The sequence below is a fragment of the Pseudomonas sp. DCA-1 genome (assembly GCF_046523955.1).
Lineage (GTDB): Bacteria > Pseudomonadota > Gammaproteobacteria > Pseudomonadales > Pseudomonadaceae > Aquipseudomonas > Aquipseudomonas putida_Y.
Genome location: NZ_CP169881.1, coordinates 1,268,051 through 1,288,349 on the forward strand (window position 1 = coordinate 1,268,051; position 20,299 = coordinate 1,288,349).

The window sequence follows — 20,299 nt, forward strand, 5'->3', positions numbered from 1 at the left end:
ACATGAACAAGACCAGAAGTCTGCTGCAAGCCGGTGTGCTGGGCCTGTCCCTGCTGGCGACCAGCGTCATGGCTGCGGTATCCGCCGACGAGGCGGCCAAGCTGGGCAGCACCCTGACCCCGATGGGCGCCGAGAAGGCCGGCAACGCCGACGGCTCCATCGGCCCATGGGAGCCGCTGTCGAAGACCGCAGGCAGCGTCGACGGCAAGGGCTTCCTGTCCGATCCGTACGGCAGTGAAAAGCCGCTGTTTACCATCACGGCGCAAAATGCCGACCAGTACAAGGACAAGCTCTCGCCGGGCCAGATGGCCATGCTCAAACGCTACCCGAGCACCTACAAGATCCCGGTGTTCAAGACCCATCGCGGCGCAACCGTCCCGGCCGATGTGTTCGCGGCCATCAAGGAAAACGCTACCAAAACCACCCTGGTGGAGGGCGGTAACGGCCTGAGCAACTTCCGCACGGCGGTGCCGTTCCCGATCCCGAAAAGCGGCCTGGAGGTGATCTGGAACCACATCACCCGCTACCGCGGCGGCAGTGTCAGCCGCCTGGTGACCCAGGCCACGCCGCAGCAGAACGGCTCGTTCAACCCCGTGTACTTCTCCGACCAGTTCGTCTTCCGCGACAAGATGAAGGACTACGACCCGAACAACCCGGGCAACATCCTGTTCTACTTCAAGCAGGAAGTCACTGCGCCTGCGCGCCTGGCCGGGACTGTGCTGTTGGTGCACGAAACCCTCGACCAGGTGAAGGAGCCGCGCAAGGCGTGGATCTACAACGCCGGCCAACGCCGTGTGCGCATGGCACCCCAAGTGTCGTATGACGGCCCGGGTACCGCCGCAGACGGCCTGCGTACATCGGACAACCTGGACATGTTCAACGGTGCACCCGATCGTTATGACTGGAAGCTGGAAGGCAAGAAGGAACTGTACATCGCATCGAACGCCTTCAAACTGGATGATCCGAAGCTCAAGTATGCCGACATCATCAAGGCCGGGCACATCAACCAGGACCTGGCCCGTTACGAGCTGCGCCGCGTCTGGCACGTAGTTGCAACCCTCAAGCCGGGCCAGCGGCACATCTACGCCAAGCGTGATTTCTACATCGATGAGGACACCTGGCAGGCAGCAGTGATCGACCAGTACGACGGCCGTGGCCAACTGTGGCGCGTGTCCGAGGCCCACGCTCAGCCTTATTACAACGTGGAAGTGCCTTGGTACACCCTGGAAGCCATCTACGACCTGCAGTCCGGTCGTTACCTGGCCCTGGGCATGAAGAACGAAGAGAAACGCGCCTACGATTTTGGCTTCAGTGCCAGCAAGGCCGACTTCCAGCCAGCGGCGCTGCGTCAGTCGGGTATTCGCTAAGCTGAAATCACTGAAATCCGTGTGATCCCCAGAACGCCCCGGCTCGCCGGGGCGTTTCTATTTCCTGAACCGGCCTCTTCGCGGGTGAACCCGCTCCTACAGGTTCCGCGCAGCCCTGTAGGAGCGGGTTCAACCGCGAAGAGGCCGGACAAGGCAATAAACCTCCTGAATACCTCCCCAAACCCCCGCCCCAGCCCCTGTCCATCAGTCATGTTGCTTTTTGTCGCAGTCTTTTCCATGGCAAATGCGCCCATCATCTTCAAATGCGCCGCATTACCCGCTAGTCTCGCAAGCATCCATACCGCCGTTGTCTTCCAACCAGAACGAGCCGGCCATGACAGATTTGTCCCGTACGCATGGATTCGCGAGTCAGGCCCTTGGCCTGCGGGACGGGCGTTTCTTCCGGCCGCCGCTGCCGGATGGCCATGTGCCGCGCCTGCGTTTGTGCCAGCGGCTGGAAGCCGGCTTGGGCGGGCGACTGTTGCTGGTCAATGCCCCGGCGGGTTTCGGCAAAAGCTCCCTGGCCATCGAGTTTTGCGAAGCATTGCCCGAGCACTGGCGCAGCCTGTGGCTGGGCCTGAGCCAGCGGGATGCCGACCCTGGCCGCTTTCTTGAGCGCTTGCTTGAAGGCCTGCAGCAGTACTGCCCGGCCCTGGGCGGCCAGGCCATGGGCCTGCTGAAAATGCGCCAGCGCCACCAGCCGTTTGCCTTTGAAGAATGGCTAGATGGCCTGCTCGATGAGCTGGCGCTGTACCTGCAGGCCGATACGCCGCTGCTGCTGGTACTGGACGACTATCACCTGGCCCAGGGGCCGGTGCTCGACCGCTGCTTGCAGTTCTTCCTCAATCACCTGCCCCCCGGCCTGGTACTGCTGGTGACCAGCCGCCAGCGGCCAGACTGGCACCTGGCGCGCCTGCGCCTGTCCCGGCAGTTGGTCGAGCTTAACGAACAGGATCTGCGCCTCACCGCAGATGAGTCGCTGGCAGTGATCGGCCGCCAGCCTACCGGCCTGCGCGGCCAGGCGCTGGACAACCTGATCCAGCGCAGCGACGGCTGGGTGGCCGGGTTGCGTTTCTGGCAGCTGGCGGCCAGCGACAGCGCTGACGAGCAAGCCTTGCCCCAGGCGCTGCATGGTGGCGAGGGCCTGATCCGCGACTACTTGCTTGAAGAGGTCATCGACAGGCTACCAGCAGACGTGCAGGCCTTCTTGGACGAAACCGCCTGCCAGGAGCGATTCTGCGCTCCACTTTGCGATGCGCTGCGTGGCCGCCACGACAGTGCCGCCGTCCTGAGCTTCCTGCAGGCGCATCAGGTGTTCCTGGTGCCGCTGGACGAGCATGGGCACTGGTTCCGCTACCACCATTTGTTCTCCGACCTGCTGCGCAGCCGCCAGGCCAGCGAATCACTGGTGGCTCTGCATTTGCGAGCCTGCCGCTGGTTTGAAGCCCAGGGCCTGCTGGATGAGGCGGTGGAGCAGGCTTTGCGTGCCGGCCACCTCGATGTTGCCGCCGACCTGGTGCAGAGCCTGTCCGAGGAGCAACTGCTGGCCGAGCAGAACGTCGGCATGTTGCTGCGCTGGAAGATGGACCTGCCCGACAGCCTGTTGATCAGCACGCCGCGGCTGATCGTGCTGTACAGCTGGGCGTTGGGCCTGGCTTGCCAGCTGGATGCTGCCGAGGAACTGGCCGGCTACCTCAGTCGTTTTTTGCCCGCGCCTTCGGCGACTGCGCAGAAGTCGATGCTGGCCCAATGGCTGGCACTCAGTGGGGTCATTGCCCGAGGCCGTGGCGATCGCGAGCGCACCTTGGCCTATTGCGGCGAAGCGCTACAAAGCCTGCCGAGCAAGCGCTATGGCCAACGCCTGGTGTGCTTGTCGACGCTGTCCAACCTGGCCATTGCCGATGGTGACTTCTGGCGGGCCCGAGGCTGGAACCGTGAAGCCCTGGAACTGGCCCAGCGTGTCGGCAACCCCTTGTTCGAGGCGCTGGCTCATTACGACCGGGCGCGGGTGCTGCATGCCCGTGGCGAGGTGCTGCGCGCGTTGGACGAAGTGCGCCAAGGGCTGCAACGTCTGCAAGGGCTTTCGGCGCAGCGGCTGTATGCCGTGCGTGCGCGCCTGACGCTTTACGAAGGTTACCTGCTGGTCTCGCGCCTGCAGCCGGCTCAGGGCCGGGCGCGTTTGCGCGCGGGGCTGGGTGAGGCGCGGGCGTGCCGGGACATCAGTGTGCTCATCGGCCATTGCGTGATTGCCACGCTCGATGGCAGGGAAGGTCACTTTGCCGAGGCCTTTGCCGAACTGGCCGAGGCCGAGCGTTTGATGCATATATGGGATGTGCCCCCGGTCTACTATCTGGCCATGATTACCCTGGTCAAATGCGAACTGTGGCTGGCCCAGGGGCGTACTGACCTGGCGGAGTCCTGGCTGCAGCGCCTGGGCCAGACCTATGGTGGCGAGCAGCCGGCGGTGCCACCGGAATTCCATCCGCTGCTGCCTTTGCACATTGCGTTGCAGCAGGCATTGCTCGATCGTATCCAGTTGCGTAGCGACGATGCCGTGCAACGCCTGGCTTGCCTGGTAGAGCGCGGCCAGGCCAGTGGCGGCATGATGCTCGCCGTAAGCGCCCTGTGCCAATGGCTTTCCCTGCTGTTGGACGAAGGCAAGGAAGGGCAGGCCGCGCAGTTGCTGCCCAGTTTGCTGGAGGCGGCTCATGGCGGCGTGATGCAGCCGATGCAGCCACTTCTGGAAAAACACCCGCAATGGCTTCATGAACAACTGCAGGCAGGTGCCGTTTGCCCGGTGCAGGCTGAACTGCTCAAGCATCTGCCGCCAGTGCCAATCGCCAGTACGGGCAACGGCGAAGCGCTGAGTGGTCGTGAGTTGGCCGTGCTCGAACTGATTGCCCAGGGCTGTTCCAATCAGCAGATCAGCGAGCGGCTGTTCATTTCCCTGCACACGGTGAAGACCCACGCCAGTCACATCAACAGCAAGTTGGGTGTGGAGCGGCGCACCCAGGCGGTGGCCAAGGCCAAATCCCTGGGGTTGCTGGCGTGATACTGGCTCTGTAGGTCATTGTTCGTTAAAGCGATGGCCTGGCGCCATGGTTCGTGGCCGGCAATGCTCTATCCTCATCTTTCCCGACCAGCTGCCGATACAGCTATCGGTGGCATCGCCTCGCGCGATTTTTCAATCATTCCAAGGCAGGTCGTGTTGATGCTGCAGTACGGGCAAAAGAGCTTTCTGATCGTCGACGACTTTACCGACTTTCGTACGTCGACCCGTTCCATGCTGCGCGAGTTGGGCGTGCGCGATGTGGACACCGCTGACAGCGGCGAGCAGGCGCTGCGCATGTGCGCGCAGAAGCGCTATGACTTCATCCTGCAGGACTTCCATCTGGGCGATGGCAAGAAGAACGGGCAACAGGTGCTTGAAGACCTGATCATCGACAAGCACATCAGCCATGAATGCGTGTTCATCATGGTCACCGCCGAGAGCAGCCAGGCGATTGTCCTCAGCGCCATCGAGCACGAGCCCGATGCCTACCTGACCAAACCGTTCAACCGGGTTGGCCTGGCCCAGCGCGTCGAGAAACTGTTCCAGCGCAAGACGTTGCTAAAGCCGATCCTGCAAGCGCTGGACCGCAACCGCCCGGCCGAAGTACTGGCGGCCTGCGCCGAGCTGTGCAAGAGGGATCCGCGCCTGGCTCCATTGTGCTTGCGCTACCGGGCCGATGCCCTGCGCAACCTCAACCGCTTCGAGGAACTGGAAAAGTTCCTCAAGGCCATCCTGGCCAGCCGCCCGCAGCCGTGGGTTTACGCCGCGTTGGGCGCACTGATGCACAAGCGTGGTCAAAATGCCCAGGCCCAGGGTGTATACGAGCAGGCGCTCAAGGCGTTCCCGATCATGCCAGGCCTGTACGATGGCATGGCCGAGGTGCTGGTGGCTCAGGGCGATACCCGGCGCGCGCAGAACTTGCTTGAAGAAGCCGTGCGCCTGTCGCCATTGTCGGTGCGTCGGCAGTCGACACTGGGCAAGCTGGCGCTGGAGAACGAAGACTTCGAGAGCGCATCGAAGGCGTTTCGCCATGCGGTGAACCAAGGGCAAAGTTCGCGTTACAAGGATGCCGAAAACAACCTTGGCCTGGTCCAGGCGTTGATGAGCAAGAATGCAGGCTTCGGCCTGGACGCCCGTACCCGGGTCGAGATCAACACCACGCTCAGCGAGGTAGCCAAGGAAAACCCCGAGGACCAAGGCCTGCAGGTGCGTGCGCGGATGATGAAGGCTGCCAGCCTGCAGCAGGCCGGTGACCCGGAAACGGCCGGCAAGCTGACAGAACAGGCGATTCAGCGCCTGGACAAGATGAACCAGTTCTTCTCGGTCGATTCAGCCCTGACCGTCGCTGCGCAATTGCAGGCAATGGGGCAGGAAGCCGCTGCCATCGGAGTGCTGAGGAGTTGTGTGGAAAGTTATGGCGATGACCCCAAGGTCATGGAGAAAGTGGGCAAGCTGACGGATGACCCCAGCGTGCTCAACGCCATTACCGAAGCCGTCACCCTCAATCGTCAGGGGGTACGCAGTTACCAGGGAGGGCAGCTTGGAGAGGCGTTGCAGATGTTCCGAAAGGCATTGGGTTTACAGCCGAAGAACATCAGCATCGCCCTCAACACCGCCCAGGCGCTGCTGCGCATCGGCGGTGACAACCCTCAGCCTGCGATCATGCAGGAGTGCCGCGACGCCCTCACCAGCGTGGCCGGTATCCCTGCCAGCGACAATCGCTATGACCGTTACCGCAAACTGCATATCCGAGTGTTCGGCGCATGAATCAAGACAATCAGGGGCTGGATTTTTCCACGGTGATCGCCTCCACCGTGCACGACCTCAAAAGTTCATTGTCGGCGCTGATCCAGTCCCACAGCCAGTGGGTGGAACGCTTGCCCGAGGAGCTGCGTGGCGGTGCCGAACAAGGGATCATGGAGCATGAATTTCGTCACCTCAACGGCATGCTGGTGCAGTTGCTGGGCTTATACAAACTGGGTGTGAACCAGTTGCCGGTATGCCCGGACTACCATGAGCTGGATGATTTCATCGAAGCCCAGCTGGCGGCGCACGAGGAAGTACTCAAGCACAACGACATTCTCGCCACCTGGCGCATCGACACCGATAACCCGCTGGGTTTCTTCGACCGCGAACTGGTGGCCTCGGTGATCTCCAACGTTATCACCAACGCCACCCGCTTTGCCGGGCACGCCTTGCTGATCACCATCGAAGAGGCCGATAACCAGTTGGCCATTTGCGTCAATGATGACGGCCCGGGTTATCCAAAGCACATGCTCGAGCGCCAGGAGGAGTACATCCAGGGCATTGACTCGACCAGCGGCAGCACTGGCCTTGGGCTGTATTTTGCGGCGCGGATTGCAGCGTTGCATGAAAGCGGTGGTGCGCGCGGGCGGATCGAGATATCCAACGGCGGGGCGCTTGGGGGCGGGTTGTTCAGGTTATTCCTGCCTTGAGGTATTGGGTGCCTGGGCGATCGAGCGCCGCCCGCGCGGCGCATCGCGAGCAAGCTCGCTCCTACATTTGTTTCGGGCCAGTATTGCCTGCACCCACGCGCGCGACCGCCTTGTTTGTTCCACGCAATATCCAGGTGGGCACCAAGGTGGCGCGCACCTCCGCCTCAGGAATAACTGGCCCGCAACAAATGTAGGAGCGAGCTTGCTCGCGATGCGCCGCGCGGGCGGCGCTCGATCTCACAGGCGCCACTTCGCTCAAGACATGAACCTCGTGCACCCACCCCATTTTCCTGTCAGGCTCCCAGCAGAACCCAGCTTCACCTGCGAGAACACCATGACCCAAGCCCCGCCTGCTCTCATCCGCGAAACCTTCCCCGTCGGCCCCTTGCAGTGCAACTGCACGCTGATCGGCGACCCCCTGACCAAGAAAGCCATTGTCGTCGACCCGGGTGGTGACGTGGACAAGATCCTTGCCCGCCTGCAGGCCCACGGCCTGACGCTGGTGAGCATCATCCATACCCATGCGCACTTCGACCACTTCCTCGCGTCAGGCAAGCTCAAGGAGCTGACGGGTGCCACGCTGCACCTGCACAAGGACGACCAAGTGCTGTGGGACAACCTCGAGATGCAGTGCCAGATGTTCGGTGTACCTTACACCCCGGTACCGGCACCGGACCGCTGGCTGGGCGATGACGAAGAACTCGCCTGCGGCTGCGGGGTGGCGCTGCATACGCCTGGCCATACCCCGGGCTCGATGAGCTTCTGGTTTGCCGATGCCAAATTGTTGATTGCCGGTGACACCCTGTTCCGTCGGGGTATTGGCCGCACTGATTTGTGGGGTGGCGACCAGCGGGCAATCGTGCGCTCCATCAAGGAGCGGCTGTACCGGCTGGACGAAGAGGCCATCGTGGTGACCGGCCACGGGCCCGACACCCGTTTGGGCGACGAGATGCGCGAAAACCCGTTCGTGCGTGCCTGATGGCACATGAAGGCACTTTCATGGAATTTTTCGTTGCCGATGCAATCCAAGGCTGGCATAGATCCCTTCGAGATCTGCCGCATTTATGAATTTCAGTAGGAGCTTGTCCATGTTCACCATGCGTCGTCTGATTATCGTCGCAACTGCCGCAGCACTGATGACCGGCTGCGCCGGCCAGAATCCTTACGACAACCAGGGTCAGGCGCAGGGCTCCACAGGGATGAGCAAAACCGCCAAGTACGGCGGCCTGGGGGCGCTGGCCGGTGCCATCGCCGGTGCTGCGATCGACCACAACAACCGTGGCAAGGGTGCACTGATTGGTGCTGCCGCAGTGGGTGCCGCTGCAGCCGGTTATGGCTACTACGCCGACAAGCAGGAAGCCGAGCTGCGCGCGCAAATGGCCAACACGGGGGTGGAAGTACAGCGTCAGGGTGACCAGATCAAGCTGATCATGCCGGGCAACATCACCTTCGCCACCGACTCGGCCAACATCGCCCCAAGCTTCTACTCGCCGCTGAACAACCTGGCTGGCTCGTTCAAGCAGTTCAACCAGAACACCATCGAAGTGGTCGGCTTCACCGACAGCACTGGCAGCCGCCAGCACAACATGGACCTGTCCCAGCGCCGCGCGCAGGCGGTCAGCACCTACCTGACTTCGCAGGGTGTGGATGCCTCGCGTATCTCTGTACGTGGCATGGGCCCGGACCAGCCGATCGCCAGCAACGCTGACGCCAATGGTCGTGCGCAGAACCGCCGTGTGGAAGTGAACCTGAAGCCGATTCCGGGTCAGCAGTATGAGCAGCAAGGTCAGGTTCAGCAGTATCCCTGATTGACCTTCAGGGCCGCCTTGCGGCCTTGTGGGAGCGGGCAGTCCCGCTCCCACAAGGCTTGGCAAAGCCTCTGCTTTTAGCGCGTTACGCTAGCCTGAATCGCCGTCAGGGCAATGGTATGCACGATATCGTCAACCTGCGCCCCACGCGGCAAGTCGTTCACCGGCTTGCGCAATCCCTGCAGCATCGGCCCCAGGCTGACCCCGTCGGCACTGCGCTGCACCGCCTTGTGCGTGGTATTGCCGGTATTCAGGTCGGGGAACACGAATACCGTGGCGCGCCCGGCCACCGGGCTAGCCGGCGCCAGCTCTCGGGCAATCGCCGGGTTTGCCGCCGCGTCATACTGTAACGGCCCGTCGATCAGCAGCCCCTGCGCCGCGTCCTGTGCCAGGCGTGTCGCTTCGCGTACTTTCTCGACTTCTTCATCGCTGGCCGAATCGCTTGAATAACTGATCATCGCCACCCGTGGCGCGATGCCGAAGGCCTGCGCCGATTCGGCACTCTGCTGGGCAATCTCTGCCAGCTCGGCAGCGCTTGGGTGCGGGTTCATCACGCAGTCGCCGTACACCAGCACCTGCTCAGGGAACAGCATGAAGAACACCGACGAGACCAGGCTCGAGCCGGGTGCGGTCTTGATCAGTTGCAGGGCTGGGCGGATGGTGTTGGCCGTGGAGTGCACCAGGCCCGAGACCAGGCCGTCCACTTCGTCCAGGGCCAGCATCATGGTGCCGATCACCACCGGGTCTTCCAGCTGCTGCTCGGCCATCGGTGCGTTGAGGTTCTTGCTTTTGCGCAGCTCGACCATGGGCTCCACATAGCGCCCGCGAATCAGTTCGGGGTCGAGAATCTCCAGCCCCGGCGGCAACGTGATGCCCTGGGCGCGGGCCACTGCGTCGACATCTTCGGGTTTGGCCAACAGCACACAGCGGGCAATGCCGCGGGCCTGGCAGATGGCTGCGGCCTGCACCAGCAGTGGCTCGGCGCCTTCTGGCAGGACGATGCGCTTGTTGGCCTGCTGCGCACGCTGGATCAGCTGGTAGCGGAACACTGCCGGTGAGAGGCGCAGTTCGCGCGGCGTACCGCAGCGTTGGTGCAGCCAGGCCGCGTCGAGGTGGCTGGCGACGAAGTCGGTGATGAACTCGGCACGCTCCCGGTCGTCCACCGGGATTTCGCGGTTCAGCGAGTTGAGCTGGTTGGCGGTGTCGTACGAGCCGGTGCTGACCGACAGGATCGGCAGGCCGGCCTGCAGTGCACCGCGGCACAGGCCAAGGATACGCTCGTCAGGCTTGCTGTCGCTGGTCAGCAGCAAGCCGGCCAGTGGCACGCCATTGATCGCTGCCAGGCTGACAGCGAGGATGATGTCGTCGCGGTCGCCCGGGGTTACCACCAGGGTACCCGAGGTCAGTAGCGGGACCGTGTTGGCCACCGTGCGCGCACAGATGATGATCTTGCTCATGCGCCTCTGCTCGTAGTCGCCGGCATTGAGCACCTGTGCGCCGAGCAGCTCGGCCACATCGCGGGTCCGTGGTGCGTTCAGCTCGGGTTGGTAGGGTATGCAGCCAAGCAGACGGAAGTCATTACCGCGCAGCAATGGCGAGTGCTCGCGCAGGCGGGTGGCAAAGTCCGCCATGCTCTCGTCGGTGCGCACCTTGTTGAGGATCACCCCGAGCACTTTCGGGTCGCGTGGGCCGCCAAACAGTTGGGCCTGCAGTTCGACCCGCCCAGACAGCTCGCTGAGCACTTCGTTTTCCGGGGCCGATACCAGGATTACCTCGGCATCCAGGCTCTTGGCCAGGTGCAGGTTGACCCGCGCTGCGTAGCTGGCGTGGCGCGTGGGCACCATTCCCTCGACCACAACCACGTCATTGCCGACGCAGGCTTGCTGGTAGAGGCGGATGATTTCTTCAAGCAACTCGTCCAGCTGGCCATCGCCGAGCATGCGCTCGACGTGGGCCAGGCTCAGTGGGACCGGTGGCTTGATGCCGTGGGTGCGGGCGACCAGTTCGGTGGAGCGCTCGGGGCCGGTGTCACCCGGGTGGGGCTGGGCGATAGGCTTGAAGAAGCCGACCTTCAGGCCGGCACGCTCCAGGGTGCGCACCAGGCCCAGGCTGATCGAAGTCAGGCCGACACCGAAGTCGGTCGGCGCAATGAAAAATGTCTGCATGCGTGCTTCTCGAAATAAGCGGTGCAAGAAATTAACGGTCAAGGGTAGCGCTATCGGCCCCTTGTGCGCACCAGCCGCAAGCGAAAGGCTGGCCGATGTGTTGCGCACGTTGTGCCGGGTCGAGCACCCACGGGCGTGCCTGCCACGGCGGCTGGTGGCGCAGATGCTGGGTATGGCCGCACGAAAGTTCCGCCACCCAGTGGCCTTCTTCGTCCTGATGAAAGCCGTTGATCCGACTGATGGGCCGTTGCTCGTCCGCAGTTCGTTCGCAATCGGACGATGGCTTGGTTACACTTGTGCGCTCTACATTCTTTTGCAAAAGGTCTTGCCCCATGCTGATCGCCGCCAACAAGGCTGTCTCCATCGACTATACCCTGACCAACGACGCCGGGGAGACCATCGACAGCTCCGCCGGTGGCGCGCCGCTGGTTTACCTGCACGGTGCCGGCAACATCATCCCGGGCCTGGAAAAAGCCCTGGAAGGCAAGCAGGCTGGTGACGAGTTGAACGTTTCCATCGAACCTGAAGAGGCCTATGGCGAGTACCTGGCCGAACTGGTCAGCACCCTGAACCGTAGCCTGTTCGAAGGTGTCGACGAGCTGGAAGTGGGCATGCAGTTCCACGCTTCGGCACCGGACGGCCAGATGCAGATCGTCACCATCCGCGACATCGACGGCGACGACGTTACCGTTGATGGCAACCACCCGCTGGCTGGTCAGCGCCTGACCTTCCAGGTCAAGGTTGTCAACGTGCGTGACGCCAGCGACGAAGAAATCGCTCACCGTCACATCCACGGTGAAGGTGGCCATCACCACTGATTTTCTGCGCTAAGCTCAGAAAGTCGCCAGGCGCTCGGGCAAGCCGATTTGCCTTCCTACGGGAGGTGAACGGTTTGGACGAGCGCCTTTTTAGTGGGCGAAATTCGCCTGCACGGCAACCGGGAACCTGAGAGGGGATTTCATCATGAGTGCATTTCACGACCTGAAACTGGAAGCGCTGAACGGCGGAGAGCTGCCCCTCGCACCCTTCAAGGGCCAAGTGGTGCTGGTGGTCAACGTTGCCTCCAAATGTGGCCTGACGCCGCAATACAAGGCCCTGGAGAACCTTTACCAGATCTACAAGGACAAGGGTTTCAATGTGCTTGGCCTGCCGTGCAACCAGTTTGCGGGGCAGGAGCCGGGTAGCGAAAAGGAAATCCAGGAATTCTGCAGCCTCAACTACGGGGTCAGCTTCCCGCTGGGGGGCAAGCTGGAGGTCAACGGGCCGCAGCGCCATTCGCTGTACCGCCTGCTGGCAGGCGAGGGGGCCGAGTTCCCCGGTGACATTACCTGGAATTTCGAGAAGTTTCTGGTAGGCAAAGATGGCCGGGTGCTGGCGCGTTTTTCACCCCGCACGGCACCGGATGACCCGGCAGTGGTGCAGGCCATTGAAAAAGCACTGGTCTGAATAGTACCGGGCGCGATCATTGTGGCGCCTGCGAAGCCGAGCGCCGCCTGCGCGGCGCTCACTCTCACAGGCGCTGCACATACTGCGTCGAACGACCAGCCGCAGCACTGACATTTCGACAGGCGCTATCCAGATACTCCTCGAACTGCTCGACAATCGCCGGCCAACCCTGGCGGCTGGCGTGTTGTCGCGCATTCAGGCGTACCCTGCGCAACGTCTCCACTTCTTCCAGCAACCAGCAAGCAGCGTCGACAAACGCAGCCTGGTCCCCTGGCATGGCCAGCGCGCCGCTGTGGCCATGGCGAATATGCTGCGCTGCGGCTGCCTCGTCATAAGCAACCACCGCCAACCCTGAGGCCATGGCTTCGAGCACCACATTGCCAAAGGTCTCGGTCAGGCTCGGGAACAGGAACAGGTCGCCGCTGGCGTAGTGCTCGGCCAGTCGTTCACCGCGCTGGGCGCCGCAAAACACGGCGTCCGGTATCTGTTGTTCAAGGCTGGCGCGCTGAGGCCCGTCGCCGACCATGATCAGGCGCAGACGCTTCTGTGGATACGTCTTGCGTAATGCCTCAAAGCAAGGCCGTAGCAAGCCAAGGTTCTTTTCCGCCGCCAGCCGCCCGACGTGCAAGACGGCGATATCCTCCGGGCCTAGCCCCCAGCTTTCGCGCAAGGCCTGGCTACGTCGGGCCGGATTGAACAGGCAGGCATCGACCCCTCGCGCCAGCAGTTCCAGGCGCTCGAAACCGCGACGCTCAAGCTCCAGGCGCTGGCTGGCGCTCGGCACCAAGGTGATTACCGTGCGCCGATGGAACCAGCGCAAGTAGTGGGTGAGCAGGCGCGCCAGCAGGCCAAGGCCGTACTGGCCGGAATACTGCGGGAAGTTGGTGTGGAAACCACTGACCACCGCCACCCCCAGGCGACGGGCCGCACGAAGGGCGCTGAGCCCCAGCGGCCCCTCGGTGGCGATGTACAGTACATCCGGGCGCTGTCGGCGCCAGCGGCGCAACAGCTTGTGCATCGACACCTCGCCCCACTGCAAACCCGGGTAGCCAGGCAGCGCCCAGCCCCGGCACAGCATCAGGTGCGGGTCGTTGTGCGCGTGCCCTTCGTCGGCCTGGCGCGGGCGCACCACCTCGACCTCATGGCCGCGCAGGCGCAACCCTTCGCTGAGGCGGCCAAGGGTGTTGGCCACGCCGTTGATCTCGGGTGGGAAGGTTTCGCTGACCAGGGTGATGCGTAGCGCGGGTGTATTCATGACAAAAAGTTTCCGCCTGCCGGGTTGCGCTAATGTGACTGCCTTATGACGTAAATATGACGCCTGATCGCCGGCATTTTTGCCTCTATGAATATTTCCTCGCACAGCACTCAAGAAGGTGTCGCCGGCAGCCGATGAAGATGCATTCGACTACGTGATGCGCTCCAGGAGAGCGGTGATGTTCAACAACAAGCTCAAGCAAGAAATCCGGCAACTGCGCGAAGACCTGATGTCCATCGAACAGGTCAAGAGTAGTCTCGACAGCGAGATGCTGGTGCTGCAGCTCGACCCTCAGGGACGGATCGAGATGGTCAACGGCAACTTCGAGAGCGAGATGCTCTACCGTGCCGAACAATTGCTTGGACGCAATATCGAGGACATCGTCCCCGCCCACGTAAAGTCACTGGACTTCTACCAGCGCATGAAAAGCGCGATCAGCCGTGGCGAACACCTGAACGGTGCGTTCCGTCTTCTGCGCGGCAATGGTCAGGAAGCCTGGCTGCGCTCGATCCTGCAGCCGGTGAAGAACAGCGAGGGGCGCATCAAGTACTTCACCCTGCATTCCAGCGACCTCACCCGAACCATCGAGACCTCACGCGAGCACGAAAGCCTGATCAAGGCGCTGATGCGCTCTACTGCGGTGATCGAGTTCGACCTCGACGGCATCATTCTCACTGCCAACGAACGTTTCCTGGCCACCGTCGGTTATCGCCTGGAGCAGATTCGCGGTAAGCACCACCGCATGTTCTGCGAACCGCAGGAGGTCAACTCGGCCGGCTACCAAGCGTTCTGGGACAGGCTACGCCGTGGCGAATATGTTGCCGAGCGCTTCAAGCGCATCGATGCCCATGGTCGGGTGATCTGGCTGGAGGCCTCGTACAACCCGATCTTCGATGCCCACGATGTGCTGTACAAGGTGGTCAAGTTCGCCACCGTGATCACCGATCAGGTCAACCAGGAGCAGGCAGTGGCCGAGGCGGCGGATGTCGCCTACAACACCTCGCTGGGTACCGATGTCAGTGCTCGCAAGGCCACCGAAGTGGTCACCCAGACTGTCACTGTGATGCGTGGCCTGGAGGCTTCGATGCAAGAGGCGGCCGACGGCATCCAGGCGCTGGATACCCAGTCGCGGGTGATCGGTTCGATCATCAAGACCATCAGCGACATTGCCGGGCAGACCAACCTGCTGGCCCTCAACGCGGCCATCGAAGCTGCCCGCGCGGGCGAGCAAGGGCGGGGCTTTGCCGTCGTTGCCGACGAAGTGCGCCAGCTGGCCTCTCGCACCAGCACCGCGACCGAAGAAATCGCCCGGGTGGTACAGCAGAACGAACAACTGGCGCAGGCGGCAGTGTCGATCATCGATACCAGCAAGCGCCAGGCCGAACAGGGGCTGGCGCTGGCGGATGAGACGGGCAGCGTGATTGTCGAGATCCAGGACGGGGCGAAGCGGGTAGTGGACGTAGTGGGGCAGTTTTCCAGCCGGCTGAGTCTTTGATATGGCTTGGGGTTTGTAATGGCCATGGGATCGAGCTTCGCCTGCGCGGCGCTCGATCTCAAGAACGATAAAAATTTCAGCCTTACTCACGCTAGCAACTGAACAGCTGAACTTCGCCGAGCATGCCGGAAACGAAGGCGCACTTTCCTACAACTGACTCAGAAACCTCCGATCCGAATCCATGATGGGATTTCCCCCTGCACACGTTGTCAGGGAGACACCTCATGTACCTGGATTACCTCGTGCCCTCATGGCACGGGATCGAGTCACGTGTCATCGCCATGGTGGGCTACCCAAGCGGTGGCCAGTTCCGCACCGGCCTCAATGAAGAGGTCGCCTCGCTGGGCCTCAACCTGCGCCGGGTCGACGCTGTCCGCACAGCCTTCCACCAGGCTGAATGGCAGGCGGCGCACATGCTACGCCAGCGCTTCGCCGACCTCGACATCAACAGCATTAAAGAAAGCGGCCGAAAGGGTACCGCTGGAGTTCAGAGGCTCAATCCGCATGAATGTCAAATTACATAAGTGCTAAGGTGAGAAGGTTGAAATGGATAAAGTATTTGCCAATTTGATTGAGAATTTCGGTCCGCCGATTGACCGCCGGGAAGTACCTGGCTCCACAATCGAAAAATACAGAGACAAGCTTCCTCCCAAGCTTTTGGAATATTGGTCCGAGCATGGGTGGGGGGGCTACGGTGAGGGCATATTCTGGCTAGTCAATCCGCAAGAATATGACGCCGTAGTTTCCTGTTGGATTGCAGGCACGGCACTTGCTTCGTACGACAACTATCATTTGGTTGCGAGAAGTGCCTTCGGAGACTTGTACCTTTGGGGAGAGAAAACTGGCTTTTCATTGGAGATAACAAGCGTGGGCTCTCAGTACATATTTTATCGAACTGAGTTCACAAAGGAACAACTAAATACTGAGCTTCAAGGCTTTATTTTGTCAAGAGAAGTGGAGTCAATGGATTTCAATGGTCTCTTCAATCCCGCCAAGGAAAAACTGGGTAGACTTAAACATGACGAGATGTACGGCTTTTTCCCCGCGCTCATGCTGGGCGGGGCTGACTCCCTGCAACATCTTAAAAAAGTCAGCGCTGTTGAACACTTGATCTTTCTGGCGCAATTGACAGATCTTCAACCTTACTCCTTTTCCGAGCAGCCAGATTAATGCCGCAGTCAACCAGCACCGCCACCGAGGAAATCGCCCGGGTGATGGACGTGGTGGAACAGTTTTCCAGTCGGTTGAGTCTTTGATAATTTGTAATGGCCATGGGATCGAGTTTCGCCTGCGCGGCGCTCGATCTAAAGAACGATAAAAATCTCCAGCCCCACCCACGGTAACAACTGAGCAGCTGAACTTCTAAGTTACAGGAGAGAATTCAGAGAGATCTTATGATAGCTATGAATGCCATTGAAGCTAGAAAGCTCTCGGTGAAGCAGGCAAAGGAAACCCTGTCATCTCTAGCAGCTTTGCACAATCCATGAATGCTAGTCGCTTGAGGTTTTCGCCGTGGATGAGGTTTTTTCCCTGTTTGTAGAGCAAGTTGGTGAGCCGTTTTTTCGACAGGAGGTTCCTCCCTCAAGTCTGGATTGATACAGAGGCATCTTGCCGAACAAATTGTTAGAGTATTGGAGTGAGCACGGTTGGTGCGGGTATGGTGACGGGATATTTTGGACTGTCAATCCCCAGGAATATGAAGGGGTAACTGCCTCGCTTATCGAAGGCACAATATTGGAGAAGCGAGATAGATACCACCTTATCGCTCGCGGCGCATTTGGTGACCTGTATCTCTTTGGAGAGCAAACGGGTTTCTCAGTAAAGATTTTGGCTCATATTTCACGATACAGGGGCAGTGAATATGAGTTGACGGCGGCGGATATGGACAGGGAAGTGCAAGGTTTCTTCCTTGGCAAAGAGAAGGCGTCTGTTGACTTTGATGGCATGTTCGAGCCAGCAAAGAAAAAACTGGGTATGCTAAAGCATGATGAAATGTATGGGTTCGTTCCAGCCTTGGCGTTCGGCGGGTCAAGCGACCTTGCTAACCTCGAGAAGGTTAAGGCAGTGGAGCATCTAATACTGCTTTCTCAGATTGCCACCCTCGAACCCTACAGTTTCTCCGACTTCTAAAAAAACAATCTGCAAAAAGGGGCTGCCCTGCAGCCCCACGCTCCTTCAGCTCCGCTCCCGCACCCAGAACAGCGTAGCCCCGGCCACCGCCGCCGGCATCATCAGCACGTTCACCCCCGGAATCATCAGCGCCAGGTAGGTGATGCCGCCAAAGCCCAGGCTCTGCCAGCGCTTCTGGCGCAGCCAGGCGAGCATGTCCTGCCAGGTCATCTTGTTGTTGTCCGCCGGGTAGTCGATGTACTGGATGGCCATCATCCACACGCCGAAGATCAGCCACAGCGGCGCAGCCACCACGTTGACCACCGGGATCAGCGACAGGACGAACAGGCCGATGGCGCGTGGCAGGAAGTAGCCCAGCTTGCGCATTTCGCGGCTGAAGGTGCGCGGTACCATGGCTGCCAGCTCGCCCCAGCTGAAGGCTGGGAAGGTGTCTTCGCCACGCACTACCACCTCGACCTTTTCCGCCAGAAAACCGTTGAACGGCGCGGCAATGATATTGGCCACCAAGGTGAAGGTGAAGAACACCATCAGCACCAGCAAGGCAACGAACAGCGGCCAGAGGATGTAGCTGAGGAAGCTCAGCCAGTCAGGCAGCGTTGGCATCAGGGCATCGAGCCACAGGCCGAACTGGTGGCCGGCGAAGTAGATCAGGCCACCGAACAGCAACAGGTTGACCGCCAGTGGCAGCAGCACGAACAACCGCAGGTTGGGGCTCAGCACCAGTTTCAGGCCTTCGCGCAGGTATTGGGGGCCAGAGAGGACAGGGGCTTGCATCTAGATACTCCGCAGAGAAGGAAAACGCGCTGACCTTACCGAGTTTGCCGCGCCGACGAAAGGCGGGGAGTAGGCGGGAAACGGGATGTAACAAAAGCGCCTGGGGCTTCTTTATCGATGAAATCGTGGCATAGACGATGCCTATGAGGTGGATTGTCTAAGGATATTTCCTTAATCTTTGCGACCTCGCTACAGTGCGCTCAACTTTTCGCTTTGCGGGCCTGCGCGTTTTAGCCTTCCCCAAGTGCTGCGTGGGTCCTTTTTATTTTCTTGGCTGGCGCAGCCGGTACACCGATGCCGGCCCTGCGGCCCGCTCGACAGGAGTTCGACATGTCTGAAGTACGTCATTCGCGCGTCATCATTCTCGGTTCCGGCCCTGCCGGTTACAGCGCTGCGGTGTATGCCGCCCGTGCCAACCTCAAGCCGCTGCTGATTACCGGCATGCAGGCTGGTGGCCAGCTGACCACCACCACCGAAGTCGACAACTGGCCGGGCGACCCCCACGGCCTGACCGGTCCGGCTCTGATGCAGCGTATGCAAGAGCACGCCGAGCGTTTTGAAACCGAAATCGTCTTCGACCACATCAACGCTGTCGACCTGGCCAACAAGCCGTTCACCCTGCAGGGTGACAGCGGCAAGTACACCTGTGATGCGCTGATCATCGCCACTGGCGCCAGCGCTCGCTACCTGGGCCTGCCGTCGGAAGAAACCTTCATGGGCAAGGGTGTATCGGCCTGTGCCACCTGTGACGGTTTCTTCTACCGCAACAAGCCGGTCGCCGTGGTCGGTGGTGGTAACACTGCCGTGGAAGAGGCACTGTACCTGGCCAACATCGCCAGCAAAGTGACCCTGGTACACCGTCGTGAAACCTTCCGCGCCGAGAAGATCCTGGTCGACAAGCTGAACGCCCGTGTGGCCGAAGGCAAGATCGAGCTCAAGCTCAACGCCACCCTGGACGAAGTGCTGGGTGACAACATGGGCGTAACCGGTGCGCGCCTGAAGAACAACGACGGCAGCAGCGACGAAATCAAGGTCGACGGTGTGTTCATCGCCATTGGCCACACCCCGAACACTTCGCTGTTCGAAGGCCAGCTGACCCTGAAAGACGGCTACCTGGTAGTCAACGGCGGCCGCGAAGGCAACGCCACCGCTACCAACGTCGAGGGTGTGTTTGCCGCTGGCGACGTGGCTGACCACGTTTACCGCCAGGCCATCACTTCGGCCGGTGCGGGTTGCATGGCAGCGCTGGATGTCGAGCGCTACCTGGACGGTTTGGCCAACGCCTCGTTCTGATCTGAGAAAAAGGGGTGCAAAGCGCCCCCAATAAAAAACCGGCTAAGCGCCGGTTTTTTATTGTCTGCAATCAGCTCACAGGCTCAGTCGCATCGACAGGTCCACCGCTTTCACATCCTTGGTCATGGCGCCAATCGAGATGTAGTCCACCCCTGTCTCGGCAATCACCCGCAGGGTCGTTTCGTTTACGCCGCCGCTGGCTTCAAGCTTGGCTTTGCCAGCGGTAATGCGCACGGCTTCGCGCATTTCGTCCAGGTTCAACTCGTCGAGCATGATGATGTCCGCGCCAGCGGCCAGTGCCTGGCGCAGTTCATCCAGGCTTTCGACCTCGATTTCAACCGGCTTGCCCGGCGCAATGCGGTGCGCTGCGGCCACGGCCTCGGCCACGCCGCCGCTGGCGGCAATGTGGTTTTCCTTGATCAGGAAGGCGTCGTACAGGCCTATGCGGTGGTTGTCGCAACCACCGCAGGTAACCGCGTACTTTTGCGCCAGGCGAAGGCCGGGCAGGGTTTTGCGGGTGTCCAGCAGGCGCACCTGGGTGCCTGCTACCAGGTCGGCGAGGAAGCGCGCACGGGTGGCGACCCCCGACAGCATCTGCAGGAAGTTCAGTGCGCTGCGCTCACCACTGAGCAGCGAACGGGCCGGGCCTTCCAGGTGGAACAACGGTTGATTGGCAGTGGCCTGCTCACCGTCGGCCACCTGCCAGTGCACAGCAACGCGCGGGTCGAGCTGGCGGAACACGGCATCGACCCAGGCGGTACCGGCGACCACGCAGTCTTCGCGGGTGATGATGGTCGCCTTGGCCAGGCGCTCGGCCGGGATCAGTTGCGCGGTGATATCGCCACTGCCGATGTCCTCCAACAGCGCGCGGCGCACGTTGGCTTCAATTTCAGCGGTCAGGTCGGCAAGGCGTAGGTTCGGCATGGTCGGCTCCACAAGCTAGGTGCCCGCGATTATAGGGCAGGGGGCCTGTGTGTACAGCCGCCTTGTAGCTGACCTTTGGTCGGGCATTGTGAGTAATCGGAGCAGAGCAGGGTCATTAGCCAACCAGCGAAACG

At 61.1% G+C, this 20,299-nt stretch carries 15 protein-coding genes and 4 pseudogenes; 14 read left to right on the top strand and 5 right to left on the bottom strand.

From position 1 onward, the window contains the following. Positions 1 to 2: 2 nt before the first annotated feature. From ACE4QZ_RS06220 to ACE4QZ_RS06245, 6 genes are all read left to right on the top strand, one after another. Positions 3 to 1,367 (top strand): DUF1329 domain-containing protein, encoded by a 1,365-nt coding sequence (locus ACE4QZ_RS06220; protein ID WP_021783475.1) that lies wholly within the window; start codon positions 3 to 5, stop codon positions 1,365 to 1,367. A 334-nt stretch (positions 1,368 to 1,701) separates the two neighbouring features. Beyond that, complete coding sequence (locus ACE4QZ_RS06225) at positions 1,702 to 4,419, top strand: LuxR C-terminal-related transcriptional regulator (RefSeq protein WP_021783473.1); 2,718 nt, start codon at positions 1,702 to 1,704, stop codon at positions 4,417 to 4,419. 159 nt (positions 4,420 to 4,578) lie between these two features. After that, a complete protein-coding gene (locus tag ACE4QZ_RS06230; RefSeq protein WP_021783472.1) occupies positions 4,579 to 6,186 on the top strand; it encodes a tetratricopeptide repeat-containing response regulator in 1,608 nt (535 codons plus the stop codon). After that, positions 6,183 to 6,875, top strand: a complete 693-nt coding sequence (locus ACE4QZ_RS06235) for a sensor histidine kinase (protein WP_021783471.1) — start codon at positions 6,183 to 6,185, stop codon at positions 6,873 to 6,875. Before ACE4QZ_RS06230 ends, ACE4QZ_RS06235 begins: the two co-directional genes overlap by 4 nt. A 334-nt stretch (positions 6,876 to 7,209) precedes the next feature. After that, the gene (locus ACE4QZ_RS06240) at positions 7,210 to 7,854 is read left to right on the top strand and encodes an MBL fold metallo-hydrolase (RefSeq protein WP_021783470.1); all 645 of its coding nucleotides are present in this window, start codon (positions 7,210 to 7,212) and stop codon (positions 7,852 to 7,854) included. Positions 7,855 to 7,963: 109 nt separating this feature from the next. Continuing rightward, positions 7,964 to 8,683: an OmpA family protein gene (locus ACE4QZ_RS06245; RefSeq protein WP_003247328.1), complete on the top strand. Its 720-nt coding sequence runs from the start codon at positions 7,964 to 7,966 to the stop codon at positions 8,681 to 8,683. Positions 8,684 to 8,760: 77 nt separating this feature from the next. On the opposite strand, the gene pta is transcribed toward ACE4QZ_RS06245, so the two are convergent. Further along, a complete protein-coding gene (gene pta, locus ACE4QZ_RS06250) occupies positions 8,761 to 10,848 on the bottom strand; it encodes a phosphate acetyltransferase (RefSeq protein ID WP_021783469.1) in 2,088 nt (695 codons plus the stop codon). Between the two features lie 31 nt (positions 10,849 to 10,879). Beyond that, entirely contained in the window at positions 10,880 to 11,182 is a 303-nt protein-coding gene (locus tag ACE4QZ_RS06255; protein WP_103443494.1) for a DUF3565 domain-containing protein, read from the bottom strand. Between ACE4QZ_RS06255 and ACE4QZ_RS06260 the strand changes: the two genes are divergently transcribed. Continuing rightward, entirely contained in the window at positions 11,181 to 11,666 is a 486-nt protein-coding gene (locus ACE4QZ_RS06260; RefSeq protein WP_003247325.1) for a peptidylprolyl isomerase, read from the top strand. The two genes, ACE4QZ_RS06255 and ACE4QZ_RS06260, sit on opposite strands and share 2 nt — an antisense overlap. 145 nt (positions 11,667 to 11,811) lie before the next feature. Continuing rightward, positions 11,812 to 12,294 (top strand): glutathione peroxidase, encoded by a 483-nt coding sequence (locus ACE4QZ_RS06265; protein WP_021783467.1) that lies wholly within the window; start codon positions 11,812 to 11,814, stop codon positions 12,292 to 12,294. A 64-nt stretch (positions 12,295 to 12,358) separates the two neighbouring features. Here ACE4QZ_RS06265 and ACE4QZ_RS06270 read toward each other — a convergent pair whose 3' ends face one another. Next, complete coding sequence (locus tag ACE4QZ_RS06270; protein WP_021783466.1) at positions 12,359 to 13,549, bottom strand: glycosyltransferase family 4 protein; 1,191 nt, start codon at positions 13,547 to 13,549, stop codon at positions 12,359 to 12,361. A gap of 307 nt (positions 13,550 to 13,856) precedes the next feature. Here ACE4QZ_RS06270 and ACE4QZ_RS06275 point away from each other — a divergent pair. The 5 genes and pseudogenes from ACE4QZ_RS06275 to ACE4QZ_RS06295 form a co-directional block, all read left to right on the top strand. Beyond that, positions 13,857 to 14,456: pseudogene (locus tag ACE4QZ_RS06275) on the top strand (PAS domain-containing protein); the annotation flags it as partial. A gap of 174 nt (positions 14,457 to 14,630) precedes the next feature. Further along, positions 14,631 to 15,044, top strand: a pseudogene (locus ACE4QZ_RS06280) (methyl-accepting chemotaxis protein); the annotation flags it as partial. A gap of 224 nt (positions 15,045 to 15,268) precedes the next feature. After that, a pseudogene (locus ACE4QZ_RS06285) lies at positions 15,269 to 15,499 on the top strand (glycine zipper family protein); the annotation flags it as partial. 91 nt (positions 15,500 to 15,590) lie between these two features. Continuing rightward, positions 15,591 to 16,214, top strand: coding sequence for a GAD-like domain-containing protein (locus tag ACE4QZ_RS06290; protein WP_021783463.1), 624 nt, complete (start codon positions 15,591 to 15,593; stop codon positions 16,212 to 16,214). A 342-nt stretch (positions 16,215 to 16,556) separates the two neighbouring features. Continuing rightward, positions 16,557 to 17,174, top strand: a pseudogene (locus ACE4QZ_RS06295) (GAD-like domain-containing protein). 45 nt (positions 17,175 to 17,219) lie between these two features. Here the strand turns inward: ACE4QZ_RS06295 and cysZ are convergent. Next, positions 17,220 to 17,948, bottom strand: coding sequence for a sulfate transporter CysZ (gene cysZ, locus ACE4QZ_RS06300; RefSeq protein ID WP_103463248.1), 729 nt, complete (start codon positions 17,946 to 17,948; stop codon positions 17,220 to 17,222). Positions 17,949 to 18,278: 330 nt separating this feature from the next. On the opposite strand from cysZ, the gene trxB reads away from it, so the two are divergent. Continuing rightward, on the top strand, positions 18,279 to 19,241 hold the full coding sequence (gene trxB / locus ACE4QZ_RS06305) for a thioredoxin-disulfide reductase (RefSeq protein WP_003247318.1): 963 nt from the start codon (positions 18,279 to 18,281) through the stop codon (positions 19,239 to 19,241). Positions 19,242 to 19,316: 75 nt separating this feature from the next. On the opposite strand, the gene nadC is transcribed toward trxB, so the two are convergent. Beyond that, positions 19,317 to 20,165, bottom strand: a complete 849-nt coding sequence (nadC, locus tag ACE4QZ_RS06310; protein WP_021781721.1) for a carboxylating nicotinate-nucleotide diphosphorylase — start codon at positions 20,163 to 20,165, stop codon at positions 19,317 to 19,319. Positions 20,166 to 20,299: the final 134 nt, after the last annotated feature.

Bases quoted from the DNA above. Each gene is read 5' to 3' on its own strand.
- ACE4QZ_RS06270 (WP_021783466.1), bottom strand. From the start codon at position 13,549: ATGAATACACCCGCGCTACGCATCACCCTGGTCAGCGAAACCTTCCCA.
- ACE4QZ_RS06290 (WP_021783463.1), top strand. From the start codon at position 15,591: ATGGATAAAGTATTTGCCAATTTGATTGAGAATTTCGGTCCGCCGATT.
- ACE4QZ_RS06265 (WP_021783467.1), top strand. From the start codon at position 11,812: ATGAGTGCATTTCACGACCTGAAACTGGAAGCGCTGAACGGCGGAGAG.
- trxB (WP_003247318.1), top strand. From the start codon at position 18,279: ATGTCTGAAGTACGTCATTCGCGCGTCATCATTCTCGGTTCCGGCCCT.
- cysZ (WP_103463248.1), bottom strand. From the start codon at position 17,948: ATGCAAGCCCCTGTCCTCTCTGGCCCCCAATACCTGCGCGAAGGCCTG.
- nadC (WP_021781721.1), bottom strand. From the start codon at position 20,165: ATGCCGAACCTACGCCTTGCCGACCTGACCGCTGAAATTGAAGCCAAC.
- ACE4QZ_RS06240 (WP_021783470.1), top strand. From the start codon at position 7,210: ATGACCCAAGCCCCGCCTGCTCTCATCCGCGAAACCTTCCCCGTCGGC.
- ACE4QZ_RS06230 (WP_021783472.1), top strand. From the start codon at position 4,579: ATGCTGCAGTACGGGCAAAAGAGCTTTCTGATCGTCGACGACTTTACC.
- ACE4QZ_RS06245 (WP_003247328.1), top strand. From the start codon at position 7,964: ATGTTCACCATGCGTCGTCTGATTATCGTCGCAACTGCCGCAGCACTG.
- pta (WP_021783469.1), bottom strand. From the start codon at position 10,848: ATGCAGACATTTTTCATTGCGCCGACCGACTTCGGTGTCGGCCTGACT.
- ACE4QZ_RS06255 (WP_103443494.1), bottom strand. From the start codon at position 11,182: ATGGGGCAAGACCTTTTGCAAAAGAATGTAGAGCGCACAAGTGTAACC.
- ACE4QZ_RS06225 (WP_021783473.1), top strand. From the start codon at position 1,702: ATGACAGATTTGTCCCGTACGCATGGATTCGCGAGTCAGGCCCTTGGC.
- ACE4QZ_RS06235 (WP_021783471.1), top strand. From the start codon at position 6,183: ATGAATCAAGACAATCAGGGGCTGGATTTTTCCACGGTGATCGCCTCC.
- ACE4QZ_RS06220 (WP_021783475.1), top strand. From the start codon at position 3: ATGAACAAGACCAGAAGTCTGCTGCAAGCCGGTGTGCTGGGCCTGTCC.
- ACE4QZ_RS06260 (WP_003247325.1), top strand. From the start codon at position 11,181: ATGCTGATCGCCGCCAACAAGGCTGTCTCCATCGACTATACCCTGACC.